We start from the raw sequence: 16356 nt of genomic DNA on the forward strand, positions 1-16356 counted from the left end.
GGCAAAGGGCTTGTGCCCGCTCTTGAGTGGCAAGGGAAAAGCCTCTTTTCCGTTACATTAGCGGTATGATGAAACGCTACTTCCTTCCGCTGATTTGGACTGCCCTCGCCCTGGGCAGTTGCTCGAAAGAGGCTCCGCCTCCCGAAACCCCGGAACCTACGTTTGGCTATACGCTGGATGGCCAGGCGTACTCCACTACCGCCAAGGCCGTCAGAGAGGTAATGACTCCCCAGGGGCTCACGTTTAATTCCACCCCGCTCCCGGTAACCATTGGCGGGGTGAGGTACCAGGACCGGTTGCTGGTGGCTTTCACGGGTACCGGGCAGGGCCCATACGCCCTGCGCGAGTTGCAGCTGTACCGGACCGACGAGCGCGGCCAGACGCAGCTACTGGAGTACCGCACCGACGTTACGGCCACGGCCACATCAGGGGCCAAGCTTTGCTCCGGTACGTTTGCTGGCAAGAGCACCAACGCGCAGGGCCAGGTGGTGAGCATACTAAGCAATGGCGTATTTGCCTACATCCCAGCGCCGTAGTTAGTTTGAGGATTCCCGGTTGGCACACGTCTGCGATGCGTGCCAACCGGGAAACCCTTTCTGTTATTGATTCTTTAAGAGACTTAAGCGGCTGGAGCAACTTCCCTCTCCCCCGCGCCACTCGCCACCACATCCACGCGCACCTCGCCGAAGCCGACGGCCCCGGTTGACTTATTTCTGCCGGATGCGGTTTGGGACGGCATCGGCCGGGCGGCCGGAGCGCCGGAAGGCGGCGGTGTCCTTGATGAAGGGCGCTCCATACGCCTTGCCCTTGGGGGCGGCGGCTCCTTTGGGGTACGGCAGCGGCTTTACCGGCTGGGTTTTGGGTGGGGTGGCGGGGGTGGTTTGCGCCCGAGCGGTCCAGCAGAAACTTAGCAGCGCCACGCCCAGCAGGCAAGCGGATAAACTTTTCATAACGGGAGGAAGGATGAATGGCTGAATATACGGCCCCTGACCAGAACATTCCTGTAGCAGCCGACGCCTCGCCAGCCCGCGGCCTGCGTGGCGACGGACACGCCCGCCCCGGTGCCGCCCCAGACGGAGCGGCCAGGTGGGCGGGAACGAAACAGGGCACCCCGTGGGGTGCCCTGTTGTGGTTTTATAATTACTTGGAAATTGCGCGCTATCCAAGGATTATTTCCATTTAATTGAATTAATGGTCTGTCGAAACAGAGTCCTATTTTTTTGATTCCTCAGTCCTGAATGATTCAAAGCTGAAGCAAATAACGCAACGCGCATATTCCCTCTTTTATATATCGCATACGTCTGAATCAAATCCAGATTGACTTCCGAACTACGACATGTAACTTCTTTAATCGATAAATCCCCGTTGTGCATTACGGTATCCTTAGAGGAAATTACCTGCATTTCGCCGGAAGAATCAATTAAGCTTTTAATGAACTGCTTACCCGATTCCTCTGGTCGAACAGCCCGATTAAAATCATCAATCATAATGACCATACTTTCTCGGACACTGTCTTGAGAATTGAAATTCATGAAGAGATGTCGCGGGTTGGCATTCTTACGCTTAATTCTCAAGCTGTCATAAGCAACTTCTTTCCAAGTGTCGGGAAGCTGAATTGTAACTGCTCCTAAGTCGTGGTTTTGAGAAGGTATTTTTTTAGTTTCTGTCGAATTATCAATTCCACAGCTAACCAAAAATCCGATAACAAAAGCAGCACAAAGTATTCGGGTTAGAAGAAACATAAAACGAATGCTTACACTACCTTCCCCGCCCCACTCGCCACCACGTTCACGCGCACCTCGCCGAAGCTGACGGGCACCACGAGACTGGGCAGGGTGAGGCCCGTTTCCAGCGTGGCATCCGTCACTTTAGCAGCTTGGCCGTCGGCGGTGACGGCGATGGCACCGGCCACACCGTGCAGCACCACGCGGTAGGTGGCGTAGCTGGGCGCGTAGTCGCCTTCGATGGCCTGGGTGAGGACGAGGTCGGTGGCGGAGCCGGTGACGGTGAAGCGGCGCACGGTTTTGTGGCCTTCGAGGTAGGCGTAGCCTTCGCCGCCGTCGTCGTAGAGGACGCTTTCGGCGGTGCCGTTTTTGTAGTACACGTGCAGGGTGAGCTCGGTGACGGGGGTTTCGCCCACGTACTGCATCACCGGCTGCATGGGCACCACCGCGCCGGCCTTGATGAAGAGCGGAATGCGGGTGAGGTCGGCGGCGGCCCAGACTTCGCTGCCGCCGGCCTGGGGCGTGTCGGTCCAGTAGTAGAACCAGTCGCCGCGGGGCAGGTACATCCAGCGGCCATCGGCGCCGGGCTGGGTGATGGGGCATACCAGCAGGTGGTCGCCGAGGCCGAATTCGGCCATGCGCAGGTAGGTTTCGGTGTCGTTCTGGTCGAGGAAGGTGAGCGGGCGCAGCATGGGCGTGCCCTTGGTGGCGTACTGCCAGAAGGCGGTGTACATATAGGGCAGCAGGCGGTAGCGCAGCTCGATGAAGTGGCGGGCCAGGTCGGTCACGGTATCGCCGAAGCTCCAGGGCTCCTGGTCGCCGTGGTCGCCGGAGCTATGGGTGCGGAAGAACGGGTGGAAGGCCCCGAGGGCAATCCAGCGCGCATATAGCTCGCCGGTGGGCGTATCTACGAAACCGCCGATGTCGGAGCCGATGAAGCTGAAGCCCGAGATGCTCAGGCGCTGGCACTGGATGTTGGCCAGCCAGAGGTGCTCCCAGCTGGCGATGTTGTCGCCGGTCCAGCCCGAGGAGTAGCGCTGGCCGCCGCTGTAGGTGCTGCGCGTGATGGTGAAGGGCCGGTTGGGGTAGCTGAACTTCTTCACGCCGTCGTTGGTGGCGCGGGCCATCTGCATGCCGTAGATGTTGTGGGCCTTCTGGTGCGAGGCCCAGTGGCCGTCGTACTCGAAGCGCACATCGGGCGGGAAGGTGCCCTTCTCGAACACCGCCGGCTCGTTCATGTCGTTCCACACACCCTTCACGCCAATGTCCTGAATCAATTCCTGAAACAGCCCGGCCCACCACTCGCGCACGCGGGGCGCGGTGAAATCGGGGAAGTTGCAGAGGCCGGGCCAGACGGAGCCCTTCATCAGCGGGCCATCGGCGCGGCGGCAGAAGTAGTCGTTGGCCACGCCCTCTTTATAGACCGAATACTCGGGGTCAATCTTGATGCCAGGGTCGATGATGACGATGGTTTTGAAGCCGTCGGCGGCCAGCTCCTGCACCATGCGCTTGGGCTCGGGGAAGTGCGACTTGCTCCAGGTGAAGCAGCGGTAGCCTTCCATGTAGTCGATGTCGAGGTAGAGGGCATCGCAGGGAATCTTGCGGTCGCGCAGGCCGCTCGTGATTTCCTTCACGTTGGCCTCCGGGAAGTAGCTCCACTTGCACTGGTGGTAGCCCAGCGTCCAGAGCGGCGGCAGCTCGGGTGGGCAGGTGAGCAGGGTGTACTCCTCGGTCACCTCCATCAGCGTGGGGCCGTAGATGAAGTAGTAGTTCAGCTCGCCGCCTTGGGCCCAGAAGCTGGTCACGTCGGCCCGCTCGGCCGCAAAGTCGAAGCTGGCCTTGAAGGTGTTGTCGAAGAAAATGCCGTGGGCAATTTTCTGATGCAGCACGTGGTAGAACGGAATGTTCTTGTAGAGCGGGTCGGAGCCCTTCACGTAGCCGTAGGTATCGGAGCCCCAGTTGGTGAAGCGCTTGCCGCGCAGGTTCATGTTGTCGGGCTTGTCGCCGAGGCCGTAGTAATGCACGCCGGGCGGCACCTGCTTGCTCATCTTCACGATGTCGTTGCCGGTGTCGTAGTCGTACTCCCAGTGGAAGCCTTTCTCGTCGTCGCTCAGGATGGTACCGGAGCGGTCGAGCACGCGGGCCTTCAGGTTTTCCTTCTGAATGATGCAGATGAGCCGGGCCGTGGTGAGGCGGTAGTGGTCGGGCTTTTCGCGGAATTCGACCAGGGCCGGGGCCATGCGCGTGGTGGCATCGGCCGGCACGGCGTAGGAGAAATCGGGGGAGAGCGGGCCGTCCGTTAGGTAGCGGAAGCGTAGGATTTTATCGCTGAGCACGTGCAGCAGCAGGCGCACACCGTTCTGGCAATTGAAGAGGAAGCGGTGGCCGTCGAGCTCGTCGGCCCGAATAATTTCGCCGGGATAATGTTCCTGGTGGCTCTTGGCCGCCAGGTCGTTCACCATGTAGTTATTTTCCTGAATCGTGGTATCCATAAACTAATTCTAAGCAGAAGGCAAAAGCTGCGGCAAAGCCGGGCAAAAAAAGACCGGCCGGGCCGGTGAAGTGCGCGTGAAGTACGCAAGTTACTTTTTTCTGAATCCGCCAAACGAGTTTTTTCGGCAAATGCGGCCCCGCTGCCGTAGCATTGGGAGTTAATTCACGGCCAAACGCCACCCCCAGGCTTCGGCTGATTGAATTTCCTTCCCCGCTGTGCCCATGACTCTGCCCGAATTTTCCGTCTTGCTGCTGGCCTGGGACGATGCCGACCCCACCGTGGCCGTACTCGGCGGCGCGGCCCTACCCCCTACCCTGCCGCTGGTGTATCAATTGGCCGCACAGCATCCGGTGCTGGCCGTTTATCCACACCTGCCGGCCGGAGAAAACAGGGGAGAAAGCGCAGCCGCTGGTTCATCGAAAACTATGGCATCAGAAGCTACCACTGTGCCTGCTACCACTCCGAAAATTGCTGTTACGGATGATTTCGCAACGGTTGCAGCGGCTTCTGAAGCGACTGTAGATGCGTTGGTGACAGCGGTGGATGGGCCGGGCGTGCAGTTGCTACCCTCGTTAGTTTCAGGAAAGAAAGTGGCCGTTCCGGCCTTGCAGTCGCGCATTATCGGGTTGGCTGAGTTGGAATCTATTGATGCTCCAGCACCGGCTGCGTCTCCCGCTTCGACGGCTCCTACCTCGGCGGCTCCGACGAAGCCTTTGGCGACTCGGCTCCCTGCGCTACAGCCGGCGGTCGGCCATAGCCAGTGGCCTACGGGTATTCATGCGCCCGCACTGGCGGGCCAGTGGCAAGCGCCAGCCGCGCCGTATCTGGGCGCGGGTTCGGGTGGGTTTTTCCCGCCGCCTCCACCTGCCCCGCCCCGGCCGCTAGTGGCAGTGAAAGGTGCGAATGTCGTTGCGACAACGGCAGCAGCACATGGTTTCAGGCCGTTGAGTGGAGCCGCTTCGCCCGCCGTTGCCATCTCAACGCCCATGCCCACCCTCCGTCCACGGCAAAACCCGCAAGCCGGCGACCTGAGCTTCGACCCCGACCCGGAGCTGCCAGCCGTGCAGCACCCCGACGCTTTCCAGGAAACCACGGAAGAAATCGGGGCTGGAGAAGCCGCCGATATTTCAGCGCCCGAAGACGACCTCGTGCCCGACGCGCCAGTTGCTGAAGTACTTGAAGTGGCACCCGCCGCAGCATTCACCCCCGCCTCTGAAACGGCCGAACCCGCCGCGCCCACCATACTCGCACCCCGACTCGACGGCCTGAACTTCCGCATGATTCAGTATGCCCGGCAGGCGGCGCAGCTGGTGCAGGGCCGTGCCGCCGATTTTGGAGTGATTTACGCGCCCAACTGGCCGGCGTGGCTGGCCGCGCTTGAAATCCGCAACAGCTCGGGCCGGCCGCTGGTGCTCTATCTAGCCAGCCTCGCCACCGACCTGCCCAACCCCGCCGAGCACGGCTACCAGCTCGAAATGGAGCGCATGGCCATGCGCCGCGCCCGCCTCGTGCTGGTACCCGATGAAGCCCTGCGCCGCCGCCTGCTGGCCCTGTATGAGGACGCCGCCGGCAAAGTGCGCGTAGTGGCGGCCGACGATGAAACCGCCATGCAAAAGGCGCTGGGCGAAGTGGCGTTGGGCTAAGCCCACCCCGGCGGCTTCATTGCGAAATGGCTTACTTTGTTGCAACAAGCCCTTTTTCAACCCCAAAACTCCGCCCCGTATGCAGCCTGAACACGAATTTGAAGCCGTATTGGAAGCCGGTGATGGCGATGGCGGTGTGTTCGTCGTGATTCCGTTTTCAGTGCCCGAAGTATATGGCAAGCGCGGCCAGCTGCCGGTCAAGGTCACCTTCGACGGCTACCCCTATCAGGGCAGCGCCGTGCCCCTCGGCGACGGCCACCACGCCCTGCTCATCCTCAAGCAAATCCGCAAAGCCATTGATAAAACCATCGGCGACTCGGTGCGCGTGACCATGTCGCACGATACGGCGGTGCGCAAAATGACGCCCCCTGACGACCTCGCCGGACAGCTCGCCACCAACCCCAAAGCCGCCGCCTACTTCGACAAGCTGGCCTACACCCATCAGCGCGAGTTCGTGCGCTGGCTGGAAGGCGCCAAGCGGCCGGACACCCGCGCCCGCCGCCTAGCTGAGACGATGGAGATGCTGGGCCAGGGGCGCAAGCGCCCGTAGGTTTCCACTTTCAGGAAAAGAACGTCATGCTGAGCGCAGCCGAAGCATCTCTACCGCAACACTATTCCTTATGATTAGAATTAGTTGCGCGGTAGAGATGCTTCGGCTGCGCTCAGCATGACGTTCTAATAATCAACATTATTCAGAATCCATTCCGTCAGTTTCCCACCAACTCTCGTCATGAAAAAACGCTACCTGCTGCCCTTCCTGGCCCTGCTGCTCCCAACCCTATCCAACGCCCAAACCGCCAGCATCGACCGCGTGAACCCGACCAACTGGTGGGTGGGCATGAAAAACCCCAGCGTGCAGGTGCTCATCCACGGTCCCGGGGCGGGCACGCTAGCCTACAGCATCAATTACCCCGGCGTGAAACTGGTGAAAACCAATACCGTCGAGAACCCCAACTACGCCTTTCTCGACCTGACCATTGCCCCCACCGCTAAGCCCGGCCGGGTCCAAATTATCGGCAAAAAAGGCAGCCAGACAGTGATTCAAACCTGGGAAATTCGCGCCCGCGACAACGCCCCCAAAGCCCAGGGCGTGACCGCTGCCGACTTCATCTACTTGGCCATGCCCGACCGCTTTGCCAACGGCGACCCGACCAACGACAAGTTCGCCGATATGCGCGACCCGAATATGGACCGCGCCAACCCTTTCTTCCGCCACGGCGGCGATTTGCAAGGCGCCGCCCAGCGAATCCCATACCTCAAAGACCTGGGCGTTACGGCCGTATGGTTCACCCCGGTGCTGGAGAATAACCAGCCGCTCACCAACGAGGGCGGCACCATGCGCGCCTCCTACCACGGCTACGGCTTCACCGACCAGTACAACGTGGACCGCCGCCTGGGCGGCAACGCGGCCTACAAAAGCTACGTGCAGCAGGCCCACGCCGCCGGCCTCAAGGTGGTGCAGGATGCCGTGTACAACCACGTCGGCAACACGCACTGGTTTTTGCAGGATTTGCCGATGAAAAGCTGGCTGCACCAGTGGCCCACCTACACCAACACCACCTACCGCTACCAGTCCATCACGGACCCACACGGCGCGCCGTCCGACCGCAAAGTCACGCTCGACGGCTGGTTCGTACCCTTCCTGCCCGACCTCAATCAGAGCAACCCCTACGTGGCCAATTATTTGATTGAAAATGCCATTTGGAGCGTGGAGAATTTTGGGGTTGATGCCTGGCGCATCGATACGTATATGTACAACGACCAGCCGTTTATGAACCGCTGCAACGCGGCGCTGCTGGCCGAATACCCGCGCATTCACATCTTCGGCGAGTCGTCGGTGAACAACGTGGTGGACCAGTCTTACTACACGAAAAACACCATCGGTTTTCCGTTCAAATCGAACCAGCCCGGCACCCTCGATTTCGTGCTTGAAAGTGCCATGAACGATGCCCTGAAACAGCCCGTGAGCTACGATGGCGGCGTGCAGCGCTTCTACCAGACCCTGGCCCAGGACGCAGTTTATCAGGACCCTACCAAGCTCGTCACCTTCCTCGACAACCACGACCACGACCGGTTCCTGTCCGTCATCGGCGACGACCTGGACAAGTATAAAATGGGCCTGACTTGGCTGCTCACCACCCGCGGCATCCCGAGCATGTACTACGGCACCGAAATCCTGATGAAGAATTTCAAAGACCCCACCGATGCCGAGGTGCGCAAGGATTTCCCCGGCGGCTGGCCCGGCGACAAGGAGGACAAATTCACCCCCGCCGGCCGCACCGCCCGCGAAAACGAAGCCTTCGATTTCGTAAAAAAACTAGCCACCTACCGCCGCGACCACAAAGTGCTGCACGACGGTAAGCTGATGCAATACCTGCCCGAAAACGGCCTCTACGTGTACTTCCGCTACGATGCCAGTGGCACGGTGATGGTGGCCTCGAATACGTCAGACAAACCGGCCACGCTGCCCACGGCCCGCTTCGTGGAGCGCATGAATGGCCTCACGAAAGCCCGCAACGTGATGACGGGCGAGAGCCTGAACAGCATTGCGAGTTTGGCCTTACCCGCCAAAACCGCTGTGGTGCTGGAGCTGCTGAAGTAGCTGATTAGCAACAACACCAGGTAAATAGAAAGCGGGGTGATTGCAACAAGTCGCCCGGCTTCTCAATCCGCTAAACTGTATTTTTACAACGTGTTCCTTTCCATTAAACTGATGAAAAAGACGTTAACTGTTTTTCTACTCCCCCTCGCACTTTTAGGCTGCTCAAAAAAAGCTGCTGACCCTAATCCAACTACCGACCCTAATCCAAGCGACACGCACACCCGGGTGCGCGTAACCGGCACCGACCTGACAGGCATGGGAGCCTATATAAAATCTTCATTCAAAATGGATTATCGGTCGAGTTATCCCTATGAGTCGACGCCGGTTGATAATTCAATTACGACTCCCGACTACAGCTTCACATATGACATGGGAGTTCGGGAGAAAAAAGATTTTGTCGCTGCTGAAATAGGCTTTCGCACGGTTGATATTTACAATACCGCGCGCCCTCGTCCAACAACGCATCTTAAAGTTGAAATATTAGTCAACGGTAAGGTCGTTCAGGAGACTGAGTTGAATAGCTCGCTCACTGGCCGGAATGTCCGATTTAATCCCAAATACCTGCAAGCTAATTTGATTTGCAAGCTTGACAGCATCTAGCTCTGGCAAGATATTTCCTGGTTGCCGCGCCAGCTATTATTTAACCTAAGAACTAGCACGGCAACTCTTGTAGATGTTTACCCCCGCGCAAGCACCAGCGCCACCCGGCTCGGCACGTACAGGCTGAGCTGGTGCTCATACGTCTCGTACTCAAACGCCTCATCAGGCCGGTCGAAACCGCCGAAACGGCTATTGTCCGACGACAGCACCACGCGGTACTTGCCCTCCTCCGTTACCCAGAAGCGGTAGTCGGTCAGGCTTTTTTCGACGTGAAAATTCACGATGAACACCAAGCCAGCGCGCTCGAATACCAGCACTTTGTTTTCCTCATCGTGCTTCAATAAAACCGCCGGGCCGGCCCCCAGCAGGTGGCGGGCTTTGGCCAGGTGAATCATGGCCTTGTCGAACTCGCCGAGCTGGTGGTATTTCAACTCGGGGTTGTCGGCTAGGCTCCACTGGCGGCGGGCGAAATGGTAGCTCCAGTCGTTGCCCTCGCGGGGGAAATCGACCCACTCAGGGTGGCCGAATTCGTTGCCGATGAAGGTGAGGTAGCCCTCGCCGCCGGTGGCCAGCGTGACCAGGCGGATGAGCTTGTGCAGGGCCACTCCCCGGGCCGCGTTGGGGTCGGGGTCGGCGGCATGCATGTGGGTGTAGATGCCGGCATCAATCAGCCAGTGCAGCAGGGTTTTGTCGCCCACTAGGGCCTGGTCGTGGCTTTCGGCGTAGGCAATGGTTTTTTCGCCTGCGCGCCGGTTGTTGAGCGTATGCCAGAGGTCACCGAGGGGCCAGTTTTCGTCAGGCGTGTGCTTGAGGAGTTTTATCCAATAGTCGGGAATGCCCATGGCCAGGCGGTAGTCGAAGCCCACGCCGCCTTCCTTGATGGGCCGACATAGGCCAGGCAGACCGCTCATGTCTTCAGCAACGAGGATGCTGCCCTTTTTGAACTCGTGGGCCAGCGTGGTTGCTAGCTGCAAATACAGAATGGCGTCCTCATCGGCGGCCTCACCGAAGTAGTTGTCGTAGCCCATGAAGGCCACGCCCTCGCCGTGGTGGTGGTAGAGCATGCTCGTCACACCATCGAAGCGGAAGCCGTCGAAGTGGAATTCTTCGAGCCAATAGCGCAGGTTCGAGAGCAGGAATTGTTGCACCTCGGGGCGGCCGTAGTCGAATAGTTTGCTGTCCCAGCCGGGGTGGTTGCCGCGCTCGCCTTTGTGAAAGTAGAGGTTGCCGGAGCCGTCGAAATCGGCCAGGCCCTCGGCCTCGTTTTTCACGGCGTGCGAGTGCACGATGTCGAGCAACACGGCAATACCACGCCGGTGGGCTTCGTCGATGAGAAACTTCAAATCCTCGGGCGTACCAAAGCGGGAGCTGGCGGCAAACAAATTGGCGACGTGGTAGCCGAAAGAGCCGTAATACGGGTGCTCCATCACGGCCATTAGCTGCACGGTGTTGTAGCCGTCGGCCTCGATGCGGGGCAGAATGTTTTCGGCAAATTCACGGTAGGTGCCCACCCGGCTTTCCTCGGTGGCCATGCCCACATGGGCCTCGTAGATGAGCGGCACTTTAACGGCGGTAGCAGGTTTGAACTTCTGGTCGGTCCAGCGGAATTCCGTTTCAGGCCGCCAGATTTGGCCGGCGTAGTCCTTGGTCTGCTCGTCCTGCACGGCGCGGCGCAGGGTGGCGGGCAGACGGTCCTTGCCTTGGCCGTTGGCCGCCACGTGCACCTTGAAGCGGCTGCCGTGGCTGAGGCGCTGGTCGTATTCGGCATCGGGCAAAAACACTTCCCACACCCCGAAATCAAGCTTATGGAGCGGATTGGCCCCACGGTCCCAGCCGTTGAAATCGCCAATTAGTGACAGATAATCAGCTCCCGGAGCCCATTCGCGGTACACCCAGCCGCCGCGCCCGGCGTCGTGGTTCAGGCCCAGGTGCTGGTGCGCGGTAGCGTAGTTCAGCAGGGAGCCGTGGTATTGTTCGATTTCGGCCAGGCGGGCCTGCAGGCGGGCTAGGCGCTGGCGCAGCACCGGCTCGAAGGGCGCGAGCCAGGCATCGTTTTTCACGAGGGCGAGCGGGGCCGGGCGGCGGGCTTTGGGAGCGGCGGAGGCGGTGGGTTTCGATGCAGCCATGATGCGGGAAGGTTTGGGCCAAATGTAACGCGCCGCCACTGCCGGCTTGGCAGCGGCGGGTGCTCGGCGGCAATTTATACGAGCTAACCGGCAATTTCGGCCCTGCAATAGTAATCCGCTGAAACATGGCGTTATTTTGCCCAATGATGAAATACCGTCTACTGACCATTCCGCTGGCGCTGCTGCTGGCCTGCTCGGCCGAGCGGCCGGTTACGTCCACCTCGCGGGCTTTTGAAGGGTCGCTGGGCACGCCACCGCCCAAGGCCGCCGCGCCCCGGCTGGCCCGCTACGCCATGGTGGTATCGGCCCACCCCGAGGCCTCTAAAATCGGCACCCTGATTCTCCAGCGCGGCGGCAATGCCTACGACGCGGCCGTGGCCGTGCAGTTTGCGCTGGCCGTGGCTTTGCCAGTAGCCGGTAATATTGGGGGCGGCGGTTTCCTACTCTACCGCGACCGCAACGGCTCGGCCGGCTCGCTCGATTTCCGCGAAACCGCCCCGGCCGGCGCTACGCGGGATATGTACCTCGACAAGCAAGGCAACGTGGTGCCCGACCTGAGCACCGCCGGCCCGCTGGCTGTGGGCACGCCCGGCACCGTAGCCGGCATGGTGACCTTGCACAAGCAGTTGGGCAAACTCTCATGGGCCACGCTGGTGCAGCCCGCCGTAGCGCTGGCCACGCGCGGCTTCCCGCTCACGGCCAAGGAGGCCGCCGGCCTCAACCGCACCCGCGCCGATTTTCAGAAGTATAACCCCGGCAACCCGCCGGCCTACCTACGGCCCGGCGGCGGCGACTGGCAGGCCGGCGACACCCTGCGCCTGCCCGAGCTGGCCCGCACCCTCACCCGCGTGCGCGACCAGGGCCGCGCCGGCTTCTACAAGGGCGAAACTGCCCGCCTGCTGCTCAGCGAGATGAAGCGCGGCGGCGGCCTCGTGAGCCAGGCCGACCTCGACGCCTACAAAGCCAAGTGGCGCGAGCCCCTGCGCGGCCACTACCGTGATTACGACGTCATCACCATGCCGCCGCCCAGCTCGGGCGGCGTGGCCCTGCTCCAAATGCTGCAAATGCTGGAGCCCATCGACCTGGCCCAGGCCGGCTACCACACGCCCCTGGCCGTGCACTACATCACGGAGGCCGAGCGGCGCGTGTACGCTGACCGCGCCACCTACCTCGGCGACCCGGATTTTGGCTTCGTGCCCGTGCAAAAGCTGCTCGATGTGGACTACAACCGCCAGCGGGCTGCCTCCATGCGCCCCAAGGGCCGCGCCACGGCCAGCGCCGACGTAACGGCTGGCACCGGCCTGCCCGGCTACGAGAGCGACGAAACCACCCACTACAGCATCGTCGATGCCCTCGGCAATGCCGTGAGCTGCACCACCACCCTCAACGGGGCGTATGGCAGCAAAGTAGTAGTGCCCGGCGCGGGCTTTTTGCTGAATAATGAGATGGACGACTTCTCGGCCAAAGCCGGCGTGCCGAATGCCTACGGCCTGGTGGGCGGCACCGCCAACGCCATCGCGCCCGGCAAGCGTATGCTCAGCAGCATGACGCCCACCATCCTAACCCGCAACGGCAAAGTGGCGCTGGTGACGGGCACGCCCGGCGGCAGCACCATCATTACCAGCGTATTGCAAAGCATCCTAGGCATTGTCGATTACGGCCTGAACGCTCAACAGGTGGTGACCGCGCCGCGCCTGCACCACCAGTGGCTGCCCGATATCGTCGACGTAGAAGCCGGCGCGCTGCTCCCCGCCGCGCAGGACACGCTGCGCGCCCGGGGCTACCACCTCAACCCGCGCCTGCCCTGGGGCCGGCTCGACATCATCCACATTCTGCCCGAAGGCACCCTGGAAGGCGGCGCCGACCCGCGCGGCGATGATACGGCGCTGGGATATTAGAAGTTAGGAATAAGAGCAGAAAAAAGAACGTCATGCTGAGCGCAGTCGAAGCATCTCTACCGCAGCAGTAATCCAATCGAAAGAGGTTTACTATTGCGGTAGAGATGCTTCGACTTCGCGCAGCATGACGTTCCTGGTTTTGGGTTGTGCTCATCGGACAAGCAACCCAAACAACTGTTTAACTCAAGCGCAAACTAGTGCTGCACCACCTGCGAGTTAGCAATATGGCGCAGGTTGCCGGCGGCCGAAATCAGCTTCTGGCTGAGCTCGCGGGCTTTGTCGCCTTCGCCGCTGAAGTTGTGGGTGGTGAGGGCGGCTTTGGCCGTCATCTCGCCGAGGTTCTGGAAGGCCTGGGCCATGCCGGCGGCGTTGTTGCCGCTGATGTGGTTGCGCAAGGTTTCGAGTTCGGTCACCATGAGGCGGGTGGCGGGCTGGTCGATGCTGCGCAGGTGCTGAATCCAGCTTTCGAGGTGGCTGAGACCCTGGCTGGGGTCCACGTGGAAACCGGCGTTGTTGACGTTGAACAGCATGCGGATGCTGGATTCTGCTTCGGAGATAAAGCTCATGAAACGAAGAAATAGGGGTGTGAAAACGAACGGGAACGGGCCAAACTGCGGCGGCGGCCAGAGGCCGGCGCGCCGTTCGGCGGCCAAAGATAACCGGCGGGGCGGCTAGTTTTCGGTGCCGGGGTGGAGTTCCTGCACGTCGGGGTGGCTGTAGTTGACCACGATGACGGAAAACGGGTGCGGCTCGCCCTCGCGCTTCTCGATGCGGATGGTGCCGGCATCGCGCAGCTTGTTGAGCTGGTCGCGGCGCTCGTAGTCGGGCAGTTCGGGCAGCTCGTCGGTGAGCAAGCGCATGAACGGACCCAGCCACAACTCCGTCACGCGGCGCTGCTGCTTGGCTTCGAGCTTCTGAAACTCGGCCAGCATGAAGGCCAGCGTGCGGCGCTCCATATCGGTAGTCAGGCGGCGGGTGGGGGCAAATTCGGGCACGTCATCGCGCGACACAAACGGCCGGGCCGGCACCGGCACAATGGGCCGCGGGGCGCTGGCCGACGGCACGGGCACTACTTTGGGCAGGGGCACGGCGGCTTCGCCGCCGCTGTCGGCGCGGGCGGCCAGCGCGGCGGCCGAGGGCACACCGGCCATACCCTGCTCGCGCAGGCGGCGGCTTTCCTCAATGCTGCGCTGACGGTCGGCACGGCGTTTTTCGAGCTGCTCGACGCGCTCAATCGACAGCAAATCGCGGGCATCGATGAACTGCGCGGAGCCGATGTTCTGGAGCAAATCGCCGGATACGGACTCGCGGAAACCGGCCACCAGCACCTGCCGGGCCTGCCGGCGCAGGTGCTGGAGCACAGGAATGTAGTCGCGGTCGCCGGCCACGAGCACGAACGTGCCAATGTCGGGCCGAGTGTACATCACCTCCAGCGCGTCGATGCAGAGTTGCATGTCGGCGGCGTTTTTGTGGTCGGTGCCCAGCACGTTGCGGGTGCTCACGCCCATCAGGTAGAGGGCACCCTGGGGGGCGGTGGCCAGGCGCTCGAAGTCGGCATAGGCGTAGCTGATGAGGCTATCGAGGCCTTTGTCGCTGAGCTGCTCGCGCAAGGTCCGGACGATGTCGAGGCAGATATCGTTGAGGTCGGGCGGGTCGTGAAAGTGGTTTTTCAGGAAGTAATAGACGTTTTCAAAATCGATAAAAACGGCCGCGTAGGGGGAAGCTGTCGGTTTGGGCAACATGATGCTGAAATACTAAGTCCTATCACGAGAAAACTGCGCTGAGGGAAGACCAGAACACTTGAACAACACGCACCTAGAGCGGCAAATAGTCCGGCTGTGGCTACCGGAAAAATGCGCCCGACGGGCTAGTAAGCGGAGCCATAAATTGCCGGCGTATCGTTTACTTTGAAGGAATAAAGGTACGCAGCCAGGCCACTGGTTTGGTAATAGCCCCGGCATTGCTGGTGCAACCGGCCCGCGCCAGCGGCTGATGCTCACGCAGTAACTTCGCCGCTCCTACCCTACTTCTATGCTGCCTTTCGATAGCGCCCGCCTGCATTTCCGCCCCCTTACCGATGCCGATACGGCCGGCATGTTCGCGCTCGATTCCGACCCGGCCGTGCACCGCTACCTCGGCGGCATTGGCGGGCACATGGTGAGCGAGCCGGCCCAGAGCCTGGATATGATTCGCTACATTCAAGCGCAGTATGAGGCCAACGGCATTGGCCGCTGGGCCGTGGTGCTGCGCGAAACCGGCGAGTTTATGGGCTGGGCCGGGCTGAAGCTGGTGGCCGGCCCCATCAACGGGCAGCGCGATTTCTATGACCTGGGCTACCGGTTTCTGCCGCAGTTCTGGGGACAGGGCTACGGCTTTGAGGCAGCCCGGGCCTGGCTGGATTACGGGTTTGAGGTGCTGCACCTGCCCCGCATCTGCGCCTACGCTGATGCGCACAACGTGGCTTCGCGGCGCATCCTCACCAAAATCGGCCTGCACGAGGGGCCGGAGTTTCTGGTGGAAGGTCTGCCCTGCGTGTGGTTTGAGGCAGATGCGCCTAAACGGGCGTAAATCCCATATTTTCAGCAGGAATAGCTATATACGGCGAATGCGCTGCGCTGCCAGCTGCACCAGCACCACCCACGCCACGGCGGCCGCCCAGCCCGCCAGCACATCCGACGGGTTGTGCACGCCCAGGTACATGCGCGCCCAGCCCACGGCCAGCGAAAACAACGGCATTAGCCACACCCAACCGCGCGTGCGGCTATTCCAACACAAAAACACCAGCGCCGTGGCAATGGCCGCCGTGTCCATAGCGTGCCCGCTCGGGAAGCTGAACGTGTGTTCGGGCCGGATGCTGGCCCAGAGCGTGGGCCGGGGCCGGGCCACCAACGGTTTGATAACCTGCGTGAGCAGCATTGAGCCGCCCACCGCCGCAAACCACACCCACGCTGCCCGCCACTGCCGCCGCAGCAGCAACGCCAGCCACACCAGCACCCCGAGGCCTACCATCGGCCAGGTATTGCCCACGATGGTGAGGAATACGGCCACTTTATTGAGCCCCGGCGTGGCGTGGCGGTGCCAGAATTCAAGAATGGGGACATCCCAGGGCAGGCTGCCGGCGTGCGCCACAGCCAAGACCAGCCAGCCAAAGATTCCGGCTGAAATCAGCAAAATCAACCACAACGCGCCGGGCGGTGGCGCTGGGTTGAACACGGAACGCGGAGGCGAAAGCATAACGAGGCCGGGGGATAAAACGCTGGCAAGTAACG

General features: G+C 61.2%; 14 protein-coding genes. 7 read left to right on the forward strand and 7 right to left on the reverse strand.

Features of this window, described 5'->3' with window-relative positions; genetic code table 11:
• Window positions 1-65: 65 nt before the first annotated feature.
• A complete protein-coding gene (locus ACYU70_RS11035; protein ID WP_342296604.1) occupies window positions 66-536 on the forward strand; it encodes a hypothetical protein in 471 nt (156 codons plus the stop codon).
• Between the two features lie 171 nt (window positions 537-707).
• Here ACYU70_RS11035 and ACYU70_RS11040 read toward each other — a convergent pair whose 3' ends face one another.
• The 3 genes from ACYU70_RS11040 to ACYU70_RS11050 all read right to left on the reverse strand — a co-directional run bounded on the left by ACYU70_RS11040 (window position 708) and on the right by ACYU70_RS11050 (window position 4216).
• Complete coding sequence (locus tag ACYU70_RS11040; protein ID WP_342296603.1) at window positions 708-950, reverse strand: hypothetical protein; 243 nt, start codon at window positions 948-950, stop codon at window positions 708-710.
• Between the two features lie 219 nt (window positions 951-1169).
• Window positions 1170-1742, reverse strand: coding sequence for a hypothetical protein (locus ACYU70_RS11045; protein ID WP_342296602.1), 573 nt, complete (start codon window positions 1740-1742; stop codon window positions 1170-1172).
• A gap of 11 nt (window positions 1743-1753) precedes the next feature.
• The gene (locus ACYU70_RS11050; protein WP_342296601.1) at window positions 1754-4216 is read right to left on the reverse strand and encodes a glycoside hydrolase family 31 protein; all 2463 of its coding nucleotides are present in this window, start codon (window positions 4214-4216) and stop codon (window positions 1754-1756) included.
• A gap of 988 nt (window positions 4217-5204) precedes the next feature.
• Between ACYU70_RS11050 and ACYU70_RS11055 the strand changes: the two genes are divergently transcribed.
• From ACYU70_RS11055 to ACYU70_RS11070, 4 genes are all read left to right on the forward strand, one after another.
• A complete protein-coding gene (locus ACYU70_RS11055) occupies window positions 5205-5861 on the forward strand; it encodes a glycosyltransferase family 4 protein (protein ID WP_342296600.1) in 657 nt (218 codons plus the stop codon).
• A gap of 79 nt (window positions 5862-5940) precedes the next feature.
• Entirely contained in the window at window positions 5941-6411 is a 471-nt protein-coding gene (locus ACYU70_RS11060; RefSeq protein WP_342296599.1) for a YdeI/OmpD-associated family protein, read from the forward strand.
• A gap of 180 nt (window positions 6412-6591) precedes the next feature.
• The gene (locus ACYU70_RS11065; RefSeq protein ID WP_342296597.1) at window positions 6592-8463 is read left to right on the forward strand and encodes a glycoside hydrolase family 13 protein; all 1872 of its coding nucleotides are present in this window, start codon (window positions 6592-6594) and stop codon (window positions 8461-8463) included.
• A 111-nt stretch (window positions 8464-8574) separates the two neighbouring features.
• On the forward strand, window positions 8575-9063 hold the full coding sequence (locus tag ACYU70_RS11070; protein ID WP_342296596.1) for a hypothetical protein: 489 nt from the start codon (window positions 8575-8577) through the stop codon (window positions 9061-9063).
• Window positions 9064-9140: 77 nt separating this feature from the next.
• Here the strand turns inward: ACYU70_RS11070 and ACYU70_RS11075 are convergent, their stop codons facing one another.
• Window positions 9141-11189 (reverse strand): alpha amylase C-terminal domain-containing protein, encoded by a 2049-nt coding sequence (locus tag ACYU70_RS11075; RefSeq protein ID WP_342296595.1) that lies wholly within the window; start codon window positions 11187-11189, stop codon window positions 9141-9143.
• A gap of 143 nt (window positions 11190-11332) precedes the next feature.
• Here ACYU70_RS11075 and ggt point away from each other — a divergent pair, with 143 nt between their 5' ends.
• Window positions 11333-13087, forward strand: a complete 1755-nt coding sequence (gene ggt / locus ACYU70_RS11080) for a gamma-glutamyltransferase (RefSeq protein WP_460615990.1) — start codon at window positions 11333-11335, stop codon at window positions 13085-13087.
• A 194-nt stretch (window positions 13088-13281) separates the two neighbouring features.
• Here the strand turns inward: ggt and ACYU70_RS11085 are convergent, their stop codons facing one another.
• The gene (locus ACYU70_RS11085) at window positions 13282-13653 is read right to left on the reverse strand and encodes a hypothetical protein (protein WP_342296593.1); all 372 of its coding nucleotides are present in this window, start codon (window positions 13651-13653) and stop codon (window positions 13282-13284) included.
• Window positions 13654-13758: 105 nt separating this feature from the next.
• A complete protein-coding gene (locus ACYU70_RS11090; protein ID WP_342296592.1) occupies window positions 13759-14829 on the reverse strand; it encodes an NYN domain-containing protein in 1071 nt (356 codons plus the stop codon).
• 289 nt (window positions 14830-15118) lie between these two features.
• Here ACYU70_RS11090 and ACYU70_RS11095 point away from each other — a divergent pair, with 289 nt between their 5' ends.
• Window positions 15119-15655 (forward strand): GNAT family N-acetyltransferase, encoded by a 537-nt coding sequence (locus ACYU70_RS11095; RefSeq protein WP_342296591.1) that lies wholly within the window; start codon window positions 15119-15121, stop codon window positions 15653-15655.
• A gap of 24 nt (window positions 15656-15679) precedes the next feature.
• Here ACYU70_RS11095 and ACYU70_RS11100 read toward each other — a convergent pair whose 3' ends face one another.
• A complete protein-coding gene (locus tag ACYU70_RS11100; RefSeq protein WP_342296590.1) occupies window positions 15680-16321 on the reverse strand; it encodes a phosphatase PAP2 family protein in 642 nt (213 codons plus the stop codon).
• Between the last annotated feature and the right edge of the window lie 35 nt (window positions 16322-16356).

It is taken from the genome of Hymenobacter segetis (assembly GCF_054776495.1).